This window comes from Sphingobacterium spiritivorum (assembly GCF_016724845.1).
Classification (GTDB): Bacteria; Bacteroidota; Bacteroidia; order Sphingobacteriales; family Sphingobacteriaceae; genus Sphingobacterium; species Sphingobacterium spiritivorum_A.
The window spans coordinates 1783806-1797953 of the sequence record NZ_CP068082.1 but is presented as its reverse complement, the minus strand read 5'-3'; the positions used below and the strand labels follow the sequence as shown (position 1 = coordinate 1797953).

Here is a 14148-nt window from a genome sequence, read left to right as displayed (position 1 = left end):
ATGGCACAGCATCTGGAACAAGGAAAAAAGGGGGAGCAAATGGCTTTATCTCATCTGACTGCCTTGGGATACCAGATTTTAGCTCTGAACTGGAGAACAGGAAAACTGGAAGTCGATATATTGGCTTATGATGGTGATATTCTTGTTTTTGTAGAAGTTAAGACCCGATCTTCAAATGCTCATGGAGAGCCTGCGGATTTTGTCGATATACAGAAACAACGAAAATTGATTCGTGCAGCCCGGGCTTGTATAGAAGAGCGCGGACATCAGGGAGATATACGTTTTGATATTGTGTCTGTTTATCTGGGTGAGCCAGCTTATATCCATTTGATTAAGGATGCATTCTGGAGTGAATAATAAGTATCCAGATATACGATTTGTCGGCTGACCAGTAATGAAGAAGCAGCAAGCCAAACCTGGTTCAGTATCTCTGAAGAAAGATATGGAGAGTTAAAATATGTTATTGTGCTCCGGGAAATAAAAAAAAATCCTTAAAATTGATAAATCATAAGCATATTTTAAATCATATTGTTTCCGTAACTTTGAGTAATGAGGATACATTTTCGGTACAGAAAGCCGTAAATTGTATTAATAATTGTAGGAATAAATGAAGAAAATTATTGGCGTTTTTGCCGTTGGAGCAATGCTGCTCAGCAGTTGTTTTACAAAAAAAGGAAAACTGGAGTTTGTATCTCCCGAATCCGGGAAAGTAGTTATTCTGGGACAGAAAGTGAATCTGAAGCTTAATTTTGCTTCTGCAACTTTGGATTCTGTAGTCTATTCTGTGGATGGAAATATAATTGGCCGCAAGCAGGATACGAGCAGCTTAGTTGTGGACTCTCAGACAATCGGATTAGGGAACAAAAATCTGACAGCAAAGGTATACGCAGAAGGGAAAGAAGATATGGCTTATTCCAATGTCCTGATTGTTCCGGAATCTGCGAAACAGTATGGATTTGAAATTATTAATACATTCCCTCATGATACCTCGGCCTTTACTCAGGGACTAGAATTTGCGGATGGAATTTTTTATGAGTCTACAGGCCGCTATGGTCTTTCATCCTTAAGAAAAGTAGAAGTCAATACAGGTAAAGTATTGAAAAAACTGGATCTGGATTCTAAATACTTTGGTGAAGGGATGACGATATTCGGCAATAAAATAGTGTTGCTGACCTGGGAAAATAATATGGGTCTTGTATTTGATAAAGCTACATTCAATCAGACCGGAACTTTCAATTATGAAAACAGTAAGGAAGGCTGGGGACTCACAAACGATGGTCAGCGCCTGATCAAATCTGACGGAAGTAATAAATTGTATTTCCTGAATGCAGAGACCTACAAGGAAGAAGGATCAATCGGTGTATACGATGAGAACGGTGCCGTAGAGCAACTGAATGAACTGGAATATATAGATGGAAAGGTATATGCGAATGTCTATCAAAAAGACATAATCGTTATTATAGATCCAAAAACCGGGGCTGTGACAGGACAAATAAATCTGGTAGGTATGTATACCAACCCTCAGCGTCAATCCTTTGATAACGAATTAAATGGTATCGCTTATGATAAAGCTGGAAAACGTCTTTTCTTAACGGGTAAAAAATGGAATCAGCTATTTGAAGTAAAATTAGTGGAAAGGTAGATTAAAAACGATATTCAGTATAACAATAAAGGTTTCTTTTTAAAAGAGACCTTTATTGTTTATTATTAAATCAGGTTGTGCTCCATAGCGGTCTTAATCAGCGCAGCCATATTCTTTGCTTTAAATTTGCTCATCATCCTCTTACGATGAGTTTCGATCGTCAGCGGACTCAGAAACAATTCATCAGCTATTGTGGTCGTTGTTTTTCCCAGTGCAATGTGTTGTAAAATTTCTTTTTCTCGTTTTGTGAGCTTTGGAAGTTCGATCAGGTCATGCAGATGAGGCCGTGCTATGATCTCCTTGACATCAGAGCTGAATGTTACTTTTCCGCTGAGTGCTTCATTAAGCGCATTTTTCAGTTCATGCAGATCAACATTTTTGAGAAGGTAACCTACAGCTCCGTTTTGGAGCATCTGAAGGATGATACTCCTTTCAATATGGTTGCTGATGGCAATTATTGCAGCATCCGGTGCTACCTTTTTGATTTGAAGGCATAAATCTATCCCGCTGATATCAGGCAGGCTTATATCTAAGAGTACAATATCCACAGGCTCTGTTTTGACGAAAGTCAGAAAATCATAACCATGTGTGAAAGTACCAGCAATTGTATATTCCGGGTTGCTTTCAATTAATCTGCTCAGACCTTCTAAAACGATGAGATGATCATCGACTATTGCTATCTTAATTGTTTTTTCAAACATATACTTCAATATTTACGGTGGTTCCTTCTCCTGTAGAAGACTCTATGTCGATATGACCATTCAAGAACCCCACTCTGTTTCTAATATTAGTAAATCCCATACCTTTGGCTTTATCCAAAGTTTCGGTTTCAAATCCTTTTCCATTATCTTCCACGGCAATAGAGAATATTTTACCTTCCTGACTGCACTGTACCAGTATTTCTGTAGCTTCTGAATGTTTAAGGGCATTATTCAGCAGTTCCTGTATAATGCGGTAGATATAAAGCTCCGTCTGTTCGGGGATATCTTTACGAATACCGTAGGCCTGATACGAAACTTTTATCTGTTCATGAGGTATGGTTTCACAGAGATCTTTGATAGCGACTTCAAGTCCGAATTTAATCAGATTGGCAGGCATCATATTGTGTGCTATATGCCGTAGTTCGGAGACGGAATTGTCGAGTTGCTTAATCACGGGAATAAGATCTGATACATAATCCTGATCTGTACTTTCGGCTATTTTTCCGGACAAACTCATTTTTATACCAACCAAAGCTCCGCCTAATCCATCGTGCAGGTCTCTTGCCAGTCGCTGTCGCTCTATTTCCTCTCCGGCCATGAGTGCTTTCCCATAACGGATTTTTTCTGTAAGCTGAATATCTTTAAGCTGCTGAAGATGATTGTTCTCTTTTTCGATCAGTAGTTTTTTATTGTTTCTGTAGTAGAGAAAAGAAATACCGGCCACGACTAATAAGAGCAGGCAAGTAATGAAGAGCGACCAGCTGGTCAACCGGCTGTTCTGGGAGGAAAGCTCTGCTTCCCGCTTTGCAGCTTGAAGTGCTCCGATCTGCTTCTCTTTCTCTACAGTTCTGAACTTTGTCTCCAGTTCGTTTATCTTAATATTTGTCTCACTGTTATGAAGGCTGTCTTCAAAGAGATTATACTTTTTTAACCATTTGAAGGCTTCTCCTGTATTGTTTGTCAATTCATTGATCCTTACCATCTGATTATAGATTTCCTTTTTCGAAGAAAGATCCTGAAGGATTACATTGTCGGGTTTACTTAAAGCCGTCAATATTCGTTTAGCCTCCGAGTATTTTTTTTGCTCGACTAATACCTCATATTTCCGGAAATTCAACATTTCCCTTAGGTGAAATTGATTGTTTCTTTGTGTGATTTCAATTCCTTTGTCCAGATTTTGTAGTGCCTCACCAAAATTTTTGTTGTATAAATAATAGGAACCGGCCTGATAATAATAGTAGGAGGCATTGACGGATTCTGGATATATCTTTAACAGTGATGCGGCTTTGTCCAGCAGTTTTTTTGCATTTGAAAAATCTTTGAGCTGTATATAATTTTCAGTGCCGGTTAGATAAGACAACAGTAAAGTCGGAGATTTGGGGTCTTTCTTTTCCAGAAGTTCAATCGCTTTTTTGTTGTATATCGCTGATTTATCAAATTGCCTGCTGTACATCATTATAGCTCCGAGTTGTGCATAATAATGTGCCCTCTTTTCATAATCTTCAGTTTTATCGGCTAAGGGAATAGACTTATTGAGCAGGATGTCTGTAACGAAGGCATCTCCTTTCTGTTCCCTGACCATAAGTGCATAATTATACCAGCATGCAGCACGGAGCAGATTTGCTTTCGGATGGCTGTAAGTACCTATTATCTTTTCACTTTTTAAATAGGCGCTGGCTGCCAGAGGTTTATTCCAGTTGTAATAATGCTGACCCAGATAAAAGTAATAGAGTCCTTCCAGGTACCTGAATCTGTTGTCAAATTTTCCGTCTTTTGTGATTATTTGTTTCCCTTTTTCAAGCGCTTCTCTGCTTTGTAAAGTGTCTTTAAATCTCCAGTAGTCTGATATAAAAAAGTAAGTATTAGCTTTTATACTATCCGATTTGGTTTTGGAAATAACGGTTTGCATACTGTCCAGAAATTTTTTCTCATCCATATGAGATAGTACCTGTTGGGATCGGGCAGTAAACCAGCACATTAGCATGAGTAAAGTGAGCAGAAATGTACGGATATGCATAGGATTCAATGTTTTGATAGCAGAAGTATATATACCTCAGTTTCTAATGTATAGATTTTTTAGAAATATCGGAATTATATGGGGTAAAATTACCTGTTTGCAGGTAATAAATTTTACTGTTTTCAGGGGATTTAAATCTGGAATTCCTGCATCTATATTTGTATATAACTGACCATTATATACCATAAGAAAATGAAAAAGATTTTATTAAGTTGTTTGGCTCTAATGTTCTTAGGGACAGCAACAGTACAGGCACAAGGTTTTCTGGATAAATTAGATCGTGCTTTGGATAAAGTAACCAAAGCCTCAAATTCAGCAGAAAAGGCGGCAAGTGCAGCCGGAAAAGTTAAAAATTCGGGAAATTCACTTCTTCAGAAGTCAAATAACGAAGTTACCGGAGATCTCAATAAGACTACTATTAATATTGTGGGCACAGATATGGCTACATTACGGAAGCTTAACGCTGCTATTGAGACCTGCGATATCGTAACGGATGCAAAATTAAAGTATAGCAGTAAAAAATCATCAATAGAAGTGAGCCACAACGGTTCTACAGATGAATTGCTGGAAGCTATCCTGAAAAAGGAAACAGGAATATTTACAGATAAGAATATAGAAGATCTGAAAGATGGGGCTATTCAGGTAAATCTGGGACCGCAGAAATAATCGTATGCTAAAGAAGCTATCCAGAAACTAGTTAGATAGCTTCTTTAGTATATATTAAGGGAGTATAGTTTTCGGAGGAATGGAAAACTCAATTTTGTCCTGCAGAGAGACATGCGGAGTTTCGGCTTGCTCTTCCAGTCGGTCTGTAAACAATATTCCATAGAGATGATCTACTTCATGCTGAAAGATCACAGCCGTAAACCCTTCAATATTTTCTTCGATTATATCACCGGTTTTATTTACGTATTGCAGGCGGATAGCATAGCTGCGTAATACATCTTCTTTTCTGGACGGAATGGACAAACAGCCTTCCGCTCCCTTGCGTGTGAGCTTGGATCGCCAGATGATTTTAGGATTCACATAGAACTCAAAAGGAGTATCTTTTTTGTCAAATCGCTGCACCCAGATTGCATTTTTATTAATTCCTACCTGTGGAGCAGCAATCCCTACGCCCGAATGATCCGGATCATTGACGGTGGCATACATACGTTGCGATAGTAATTCTAATAAAGGATCATCATACTTTATATCTTGAGAAGTAGCCTTTAAGATCGCCAGATCATTAGTCTTAGTCACCTGTAATACATACATGATTTCTGAGGCAGTGCCCGCCTTTATTTTCTTTTTCTCAGCTTCTGTGAAGCCTTTTGCTGCGTTTTTGTTCACAGGTCTTTCATTTTTTGGTCCAATATATTTTTTTTCACCCGCTTCCACCGCCAGTTGCAAATGGTTTTCAGCCGGAGGTTGCGGACATCTGTATCCGTTACTATAGGCACAATACGGGTTATAAGCTTTATTGAAGTCGATTTCTACACTCTTGTTTTTTATATCTTTAATATCAAAATCTATGTACCGACCACCTTCATATGTCTGATTACCATTTGTCTGATCTAAAAATGGTAAAAATAAATGATCTTTATAGGCAGGATTTTGAAATAAAGCGGCACTTTGGTAAGCCGTGAGGGTTACTTTCTCGCCTTTAAGTGTAAAATGAAGCAATGCATATCTCTTATACTCATTACTGGTACCATCGTAAGTAGGCATACGAAAAGTAGGTTCATTAAACAGGATCTCCACTGTGGCACTGACTTTATATTGCTGATCGGGTTCAAAATAACGCAGATGAGCGATATCCTGCGGACGAAGCGGGCCAAATTGTTCTTTCGCCAATGCCGTCTGCTGATCTGCTCTGAATTTGCTGATCGTAGAACTGTAGGTCTGACCCAATGCCATCACACTGATACACCATAACATAACAGTCACAAATGTTAATTTCATATATAATTTGTTTTTTACCAGCCAAATGGAATATCCAACCTCTGCTCTTCGGTTTGCACTATCCGGATACTTCATATGGGATTGTTTTAATATAGTCTAGCAAAATTATAGATTTTCTCTCGTATAGCTATTAATCTTTTTGTCATTTTGGAATAGTACTTTTGTAAAAATAAACAGATATGCGGTTAATGGCATTTGATTACGGGACCAAAAGAATAGGAATTGCAGTGACGGACCCTCTGCAGATTGTGGCAAATGCACTTACAACTGTACATCCTAATGAGATTTTTGACTTTCTGAAGAATTACCTGCAAACAGAACAGGTGGAAACATTTGTGGTAGGCAAACCCAGGCAAATGGATGGCTCAGACTCGGAGTCAGCCTCTCATGTAGTCGGTTTTATCCGTTTACTGAAAAAGCAGTTTCCCACAATTCCGGTTGCTGAAGTGGATGAGCGTTTTACCTCAAAAATGGCTTCTGCTGTGATTGCACAGAGTGGCATGAAAAAAGGAAAACGTCAACAAAAAGGATTGGTAGATACCATATCCGCGACAATAATACTACAGTCGTACATGGATAGCAGAAGTTTTTTATAAGATTTAAAAATAATAATACAACATGAAGAATATTAATTTCTTTGCAGAGGATACTGATTTCAAACCTAAGGAAAAACAAAAGATCCGCCAGTGGATAGCCGAGACAATCAAGTCTGAAGGCTTTAAACGAGTGGGAGAATTGAATTTTATATTTTCTTCAGATGCCTATCTGCTAGAAATCAATAAACAATACCTGAATCATGATACCTTTACAGATATTGTCACTTTTGATAGTTCAGAGGAGGAAGATACGATTGCCGGAGATATTTTTATCAGTATCGAACGGATTCAGGATAATGCAGAAAAATTTAAAGTGGCAGAGCGGGACGAACTGCATCGTGTGGTGATACATGGAGTATTGCACTTATGTGGTTATCATGATAAGAAAGCGGAAGATAAGAAGCGTATGACTGAGAAGGAGGATGAGTATCTGTCAAAGAGAACTTTTTAAGAATCTTCTTCTTTAGTGTCTTTATTCATATTTTCTTAACAATGTGCTGATTTTGGGTTTATGCAGCAAATGTATTTTTGCGGAAACGCAAAATAGCTGTTATGAAGAAAATTTCGACATTTTTAACTTTTTTATCCATACTCTCAACCTTGCATGCGCAGGATGTGGTGAGAGGAACTGTATTTGCTGATGCCAATAAAAATGGTGTGCGCGAGCAGAAAGAGGCCGGCATAGCCAATGTATCTGTCAGCAATGGTGTACAGGTAGTGAAGACCGATGCTAAAGGTAAATATGAGCTCCCGTTGGGTAAGGATAATATTATTTTTGTAATCAAACCAACAGATTACAGCATCCCGGTCAATGCTAATAATCATCCTCAGTTTTATTATATACACAAACCGAAAGGAAGTCCGGCCAGTAAATATGCAGGTGTGGCTGCAACAGGAAAATTATCAAAACCTGTAGATTTCGCTCTAATTCCGGCTAAAGAAGATGCAAATTTCTCTGCTTTTGTTTTTGGAGACCCGCAAGCTTATACGCTGGATGAGCTGGAGTTTTTCAAAAAAGGTGTGATCGATCAGATCGGCGATAAGCAAATTGCAAAATTCGGGATCAGTCTGGGAGATCTTGTCGGTGATGACCTGAGTTTGCATCCGGCGTATCAGACAACAATTGCCAAAATGGGCTTGCCCTGGTTTCAGGTCATGGGTAATCATGATATGAATTATGACGCTACTACAGACTCTCTTTCTGATGAATCTTTCGAAGCGACTTTTGGTCCTAATAATTATTCCTTCAATTATGGTAATGCTCATTTTATAGTACTGGATGATATCTTGTATCCGCACCCTACAAAAGGAAAAGGTTATCTGGGCGGATTCCGGAAAGAGCAGTTGGATTTTGTAGAAAATGATCTCAAGTTAGTACCAAAAGACAGACTTATTGTACTGGCATTTCATATTCCATTATTACTGGAACACGATGATGTCTTTCGTGTAGCAGATCGTCAACGATTATTCGATCTGTTGGCTGATTTCCCACATACGCTTTCGTTGTCTGCGCATACCCATTTCCAGACTCAAAATTTCTATGATCAAAAGGACGGATGGAAGCAGTCTAAGCCTCATCATGAATATAATGTGGGAACAACATCCGGAGATTGGTATTCCGGAATTAAAAATGAACTTGGAGTACCGGTATCTACTATGCGTGACGGAACACCAAAGGGATATGCTGTATTGAATATCAAAGGCAATCAATATACATTTGATTACAAAGTAGCAGGCAAGGATCCGCAATATCAGATCGCTATCTACGGGCCTGAAATTGTTGCACAGAAATACTCCGGACGTTACCCGATTTATGCCAATTTTTTTATTGGTCGTAAAGGGGATAATGTACAGTATCGTATTGATGACGGTGCATGGAAAGCAATGGATTATACTGAGGAAGCAGATCCGGCTTATGTGTATGCGGTCAGCAGCTATGATCTGGCAAAAGAATTATTGGACGGAAGAAGACCTTCTGACGGTATCTCTTCTACACACCTGTGGAAAATGAAACTACCAAAGCTAAAGGCCGGGAATCACAAAATTGAAATTCAGGCTGTGGATATGTTCGGAAGAACACATACCGGAGTAAAAGAAATAAAAGTAGAGGCTTCTAAATAGATTAGCCACTTATTTCTAATAAAAAAATCCTTCCCGATTCCGGGAAGGATTTTTTTATTTTCTTTTCAGTCTGCAGACTAGAATCTTTCGAATTGAGAAAAGAAGAAGTTTCCTTCGATTTCAGCATTTTCATCAGAATCAGATCCGTGGATTGCATTTGCATCAATAGATTTTGCGTATTTGTTACGGATTGTTCCTTCCGCAGCCTGAGCCGGGTTAGTCGCACCGATAAGTGTACGGAAATCTTCTACTGCATTGTCTTTTTCCAGGATAGCTGCAACGATTGGTCCTGAAGTCATAAAGCTGACCAAATCACCATAGAAAGGACGTTCTTTGTGTACTGCATAAAAATTTCCTGCAGATTCATTAGTCAATTGAATGTATTTCAAAGCTACGATTTTGAAACCGCCTGAAATGATGTCGTTTAAGATCGCGCCGATGTGACCATTTGCTACTGCATCTGGTTTGATCATCGTAAAAGTTCTGTTAGTTGCCATTACAATATTAAAATTTTTGCAAAGGTATGAAATTTAGCAACTAAAAGGTGAAATGTAAGATCGAAAATAAAAAATGAGAATATCAGGTAATAAGCAGAACATAAGTCTTGTACAAAGTTTTCCAAATGTAAATTATCATATCCGGCCTGTCAGATATGATATGTAATGCTTAGTTTTGTATTATGAGTAAAAATCTGACTGTAACAATAGATAAAGATTCCGGATTTTGTTTCGGTGTAGTGTATGCTATAGATATGGCCGAAGAGATTCTGGAAGAGGATGGTTATTTATATTGTCTTGGAGATATTGTACATAATGATGAAGAGGTCGCAAGACTGAAAGCAAAAGGGTTACGTATCATTAATCATGAAGATCTGCCGGCCCTGCAACATGAAAAAGTGTTGATCCGCGCACATGGCGAAGCTCCGGAAACCTACAAAATTGCACTCAAAAATAATATTACACTGATTGATGCCTCATGTCCTGTTGTACTCAAACTGCAGAACAGAATCAAAACCTCGCATGACGACGATGAGAAGATTTTGATTTTTGGAAAACACGGACATGCAGAGGTTATCGGTCTTCAGGGACAGACAAATGATGAAGCATTGGTTTTTCAGGATATTACTGAATTAGACAATGTGGAGTTACCCTCCAGCTTTACGCTATATAGTCAGACAACCAAATCCGTTGATAAGTTTTACGAGATTAAAGAAGAACTGATCAAACGCGGATATGATGTCAAAGCTAATGATACAATCTGTCGTCAGGTGTCAAACAGATACGAAGATCTGGGTGACTTTGCACGTCAGTATGACAAGATCGTGTTTGTCTCCGGAAAAAAATCATCTAACGGCAAAGTGTTGTTTGATGTTTGTCAAAAGGCAAATCCTAACAGCTATTTTATCTCCGGTACAGATGAGATCGATAGCAGCGTCTTTGCTGAAAATGACAGTGTCGGTATCTGTGGTGCGACTTCTACACCTATGTGGTTAATGAAAGATGTACAGAAAGCGATAGAAGCACTGTAGTGTCCCGTCATGAAAGTTTCATATTCTCCTAATAAAGGCGACTCAACCTTTATTTATCCTTATTTTTGTTGGCTATGACTAAAAAAGCAACCAAAGGCATTCTTCTGGTTCAACTTGGAACTCCTGATTCTCCTAGTACTCCGGATGTTCGTAAGTATCTGACCGAATTTCTGATGGATGGTCGCGTAATTGATATTCCTTATTTCAACCGTATGTTACTTGTGAAGGGAATCATTGCTCCTACCCGTGCACCCAAATCCGCAAAGGTATATAAGACAATCTGGGATAAAGAGACAGGATCTCCGTTAATGTATTACAGTGTACTGCAGGCGGAAATGCTACAGGAGCAGTTGGGAGAAGAGTATCATGTCGAGTTGGCCATGCGTTATCAGAATCCGTCTATAGAGCAGGCACTCCAAAAGATGGAAGGCATGTTTTTAGAGTCTATCCGGGTCATTCCGTTATTTCCTCAATACGCTTCTGCGACTACAGGATCTGTTATTGATAAGGTCATGGAATTAATGCGCAAGTGGCAATACTTTCCTGAAGTAAGTTTCGTTAGTAATTATTGTGATCATCCGTTAATGATCGATGTGTTTGCAGACCATGCTAAAGCATTGGATTTGTCTCAGTATGATCATTTTCTGTTCAGTTATCACGGACTTCCTGTACGTCAGTTGGGAAAAGTAGATCCTACCGGTACCTTAAACTGTCCGGATACAGGTTGTGACTCATGTAAAGCAGAGGTGAATCCGTATTGTTATCTGTCACAATGTTATGCAACTTCCAGAGCCATCATTCATAAACTGGGGTTACAGGAGGGAAGTTATACGATTTGTTTCCAGTCGCGTCTCGGTAAAACACCCTGGATACAACCCTATACTTCAGATGCCTTGCAGCGTCTGGCGAAAGAAGGTGTAAAGAAGCTGCTTGTATTCAGTCCGGCTTTTGTCGCCGATTGTATTGAGACGCTGGATGAGATTCAGGTGGAATATGCTCATGAATTTAAGGCCGCGGGCGGAGAAGAAGTTCATTTGGTCGAAAGTCTGAATGATGATCCTAAATGGATAGAAGCGTTGAAAAATTTGGCGCTCAATAACAAAAATTAAAGCAATAGAAGATGTTGATTATTAATGCCGTCATACTTTTTATATTAGATTTTTATATTTTTTTCGCACTACATGCTACAAAAATTAAACTGGTACATAAGAAATGGTTTGGTTATGCGTGGTGGGCATATTCTATCTTGTTATTAACCGGCGTATTTATCGGTATGAAGTATAATATTCCACTTACCTACCGTTCGATTATACTGGTTGCATTTTTTCTGACAGCTACCTGTAAATTCTTCTTTTTTCTGGTTATCCTGATTGATGACATCAGGAGAGGAGGCGTATGGATCTCGAGATTACTGAGACCCATCCGTAAAAAGGAGCAGCTGGAAGATCGGATCAAAGAAATAGAAAAACCTTTGCCGGAGGAGGCTAAGAAAGGGATTTCGAGATCAGAATTTTTAATGAAATCCGGGATTGTTATTGCTTCATTGCCTATTCTGCCTTTAGGCTGGGGGATAGTTTCCGGAGCGTATGACTATCGAATCCGCAGAAAAAAACTTTATTTACCCAATTTGCCGGCTTCCTTTCATGGCATGCGTATCGCACAGATTTCGGATGTGCATTCCGGAAGTTTTTATAATAAAAAAGCAGTTACCGGCGGTATAGATATGTTATTGGGAGAGAAACCTGATGCCATCTTTTTTACTGGTGATCTGGTTAACAATGTGGCTTCAGAAATGCGGGATTATCAGGATATCTTCACCCGTGTCAAGGCCGATTTGGGTGTGTTTTCAACCTTAGGTAACCACGATTATGGAGATTATTATTACGGCAAGGAAGATTCGCCTGCAAAAAGAAAAAATCTGCAGGATGTAATCGATACGCATAAAGTAATGGGTTGGGACCTTCTGATGGATGAAAACAGAACATTAAAGGTTGGTAACGAAGAGATTGCGATAGTAGGTGTTCAAAACTGGGGGACAGGCCGGTTCCCGAAAAAGGGAGATCTCAAAAAAGCGCTTATGGGTACTGAAGAACAACCTGTTAAGTTGCTTCTTTCTCATGATCCTTCTCATTGGCGCGCAGAAGTGCTGGATACAGATGTAGATGTTATGTTTGCAGGTCATACACATGGTATGCAATTTGGTGTGCGAACTGAAAACTTTCAGTGGAGCCCGGTCAAATATATTTATAAGGAATGGGCCGGACTTTACAGAGAAAAACAAAATAAGCAGCTCTATGTCAACGTTGGCTATGGTTTTCTGGGTTACCCGGGACGTGTGGGGATACTTCCGGAAATTACCATTTTTGAATTGATCAAAGGAACAAAACCTGTAGTTTAAGAGCTCTTCTGAACAGGATTTTTCCTGAGCTGATTTAATCACGGTTTGTTATTTTTTTAATAATTTATAGTAACTTATTTGCTTCATAAATTTAACTTTACATATTGATGTAATGGTCAAATTATAAAGTAATTGTAAGTAATGAATAACCTAAATCTATCCTTTGCTGATATTCCGCACAGCAGAACTAATATGCTGACAGGAGAGAAAGTCTTGATTTCTCCTCACCGTAGTAAACGCCCATGGCAGGGACAGATAGAAGATTTGCCGGCTGACAACAGGCCTGCATATGATCCGAAATGTTATCTGTGTCCGGGTAATGTGCGTGCAGATGGAGCGATAAATCCACCCTATAAAGAAAGCTTTGTCTTTGTTAATGATTTTTCGGCATTACTGCCGGATACGGCATCAGGAGCTGAAGATGAAGAAGGATTATTAGTCGCTGAAGCAGAAAGAGGTATCTGTAAGGTGATCAGTTTCAGCCCCAGACATGATCTTACATTGCCGGAAATGAATATTCCATCGATTAAAGCTGTGGTAGATGTATGGCAAAGCGAATTTGATACTTTATCGCAAGAGGAGTGGATCCGGTATATCCAGATATTCGAAAATAAGGGGGCCATTATGGGCTGTAGCAATCCACATCCGCACGGTCAGATCTGGGCACAGGGGAGCCTTCCTGTCGAAATCCAGAAGGAAACAGAACAACAGCGCTTATATTTTGAAAAAAAAGGTGTATCTCTGCTAGGGAACTATCTGCAACTGGAACTCCGGAAAAAAGAGCGCATTCTTATCAACAATCCACATTTCGTAGCGTTGGTGCCATACTGGGCAAGCTGGCCTTATGAAACCATGATTATCAGTAAGAGACATACACAGTCTATAGCTGACTTTACTGAAGAAGAAAAGCTGGATCTGGCCACAACTCTGCAGGAGCTCACGATCCGGTATGACAACCTGTTCAAAACATCATTTCCTTATTCCGCAGGAATGCATCAGGCTCCGGTCAATAGCGGAGACTATCCGGAGTGGCATTGGCATATGCATTTCTATCCTCCGTTATTGCGTTCTGCAACAGTCAAAAAGTTTATGGTAGGATATGAGCTTCTCGCTAACCCACAACGTGATATCACTCCTGAATATGCAGCAGAAAAGTTAAGAGAATTATCCGACATCCATTATAAACAACAAAGTAACTAAG

14 protein-coding genes are annotated in these 14148 nt (G+C 39.3%); 10 read left to right on the top strand and 4 right to left on the bottom strand.

What is annotated here, in order from left to right; genetic code table 11:
• Together I6J03_RS07480 and I6J03_RS07475 are read left to right on the top strand one after the other, a co-directional pair.
• Positions 1–357: a YraN family protein gene (locus I6J03_RS07480; protein WP_003008936.1), complete on the top strand. Its 357-nt coding sequence runs from the start codon at positions 1–3 to the stop codon at positions 355–357.
• A gap of 250 nt (positions 358–607) precedes the next feature.
• On the top strand, positions 608–1642 hold the full coding sequence (locus tag I6J03_RS07475) for a glutaminyl-peptide cyclotransferase (RefSeq protein ID WP_003008934.1): 1035 nt from the start codon (positions 608–610) through the stop codon (positions 1640–1642).
• A gap of 65 nt (positions 1643–1707) precedes the next feature.
• Here the strand turns inward: I6J03_RS07475 and I6J03_RS07470 are convergent, their stop codons facing one another.
• On the bottom strand, positions 1708–2343 hold the full coding sequence (locus I6J03_RS07470; RefSeq protein WP_002997950.1) for a response regulator transcription factor: 636 nt from the start codon (positions 2341–2343) through the stop codon (positions 1708–1710).
• Positions 2336–4360 (bottom strand): ATP-binding protein, encoded by a 2025-nt coding sequence (locus I6J03_RS07465; RefSeq protein ID WP_201694270.1) that lies wholly within the window; start codon positions 4358–4360, stop codon positions 2336–2338. The genes I6J03_RS07470 and I6J03_RS07465 overlap by 8 nt, the downstream gene beginning before the upstream one ends.
• Positions 4361–4552: 192 nt before the next feature.
• Between I6J03_RS07465 and I6J03_RS07460 the strand changes: the two genes are divergently transcribed.
• A complete protein-coding gene (locus I6J03_RS07460) occupies positions 4553–5026 on the top strand; it encodes a hypothetical protein (protein WP_003008925.1) in 474 nt (157 codons plus the stop codon).
• 54 nt (positions 5027–5080) lie between these two features.
• Here I6J03_RS07460 and def read toward each other — a convergent pair whose 3' ends face one another.
• Positions 5081–6304 carry a peptide deformylase gene (gene def, locus I6J03_RS07455; protein ID WP_232279758.1) on the bottom strand — a complete coding sequence of 408 codons (1224 nt, stop codon included), beginning with the start codon at positions 6302–6304 and terminating at the stop codon, positions 5081–5083.
• Positions 6305–6483: 179 nt separating this feature from the next.
• Here def and ruvX point away from each other — a divergent pair, with 179 nt between their 5' ends.
• The 3 genes from ruvX to I6J03_RS07440 all read left to right on the top strand — a co-directional run bounded on the left by ruvX (position 6484) and on the right by I6J03_RS07440 (position 9021).
• Positions 6484–6900, top strand: coding sequence for a Holliday junction resolvase RuvX (gene ruvX, locus I6J03_RS07450; protein WP_003008921.1), 417 nt, complete (start codon positions 6484–6486; stop codon positions 6898–6900).
• A 22-nt stretch (positions 6901–6922) separates the two neighbouring features.
• Positions 6923–7351 (top strand): rRNA maturation RNase YbeY, encoded by a 429-nt coding sequence (ybeY, locus tag I6J03_RS07445; protein ID WP_003008919.1) that lies wholly within the window; start codon positions 6923–6925, stop codon positions 7349–7351.
• A 101-nt stretch (positions 7352–7452) separates the two neighbouring features.
• Positions 7453–9021 carry a calcineurin-like phosphoesterase C-terminal domain-containing protein gene (locus I6J03_RS07440; protein ID WP_201694268.1) on the top strand — a complete coding sequence of 523 codons (1569 nt, stop codon included), beginning with the start codon at positions 7453–7455 and terminating at the stop codon, positions 9019–9021.
• Positions 9022–9098: 77 nt separating this feature from the next.
• On the opposite strand, the gene I6J03_RS07435 is transcribed toward I6J03_RS07440, so the two are convergent.
• Positions 9099–9518, bottom strand: coding sequence for a nucleoside-diphosphate kinase (locus I6J03_RS07435; RefSeq protein WP_002997935.1), 420 nt, complete (start codon positions 9516–9518; stop codon positions 9099–9101).
• A gap of 182 nt (positions 9519–9700) precedes the next feature.
• On the opposite strand from I6J03_RS07435, the gene I6J03_RS07430 reads away from it, so the two are divergent.
• From I6J03_RS07430 to I6J03_RS07415, 4 genes are all read left to right on the top strand, one after another.
• The gene (locus I6J03_RS07430) at positions 9701–10549 is read left to right on the top strand and encodes a 4-hydroxy-3-methylbut-2-enyl diphosphate reductase (protein ID WP_003008912.1); all 849 of its coding nucleotides are present in this window, start codon (positions 9701–9703) and stop codon (positions 10547–10549) included.
• Positions 10550–10623: 74 nt separating this feature from the next.
• Positions 10624–11658, top strand: a complete 1035-nt coding sequence (gene hemH / locus I6J03_RS07425) for a ferrochelatase (protein ID WP_003008910.1) — start codon at positions 10624–10626, stop codon at positions 11656–11658.
• An 11-nt stretch (positions 11659–11669) separates the two neighbouring features.
• Positions 11670–12947: a metallophosphoesterase gene (locus tag I6J03_RS07420; RefSeq protein ID WP_003008908.1), complete on the top strand. Its 1278-nt coding sequence runs from the start codon at positions 11670–11672 to the stop codon at positions 12945–12947.
• Positions 12948–13088: 141 nt separating this feature from the next.
• Positions 13089–14147 (top strand): UDP-glucose--hexose-1-phosphate uridylyltransferase, encoded by a 1059-nt coding sequence (locus I6J03_RS07415; RefSeq protein WP_003008906.1) that lies wholly within the window; start codon positions 13089–13091, stop codon positions 14145–14147.
• Position 14148: the final 1 nt, after the last annotated feature.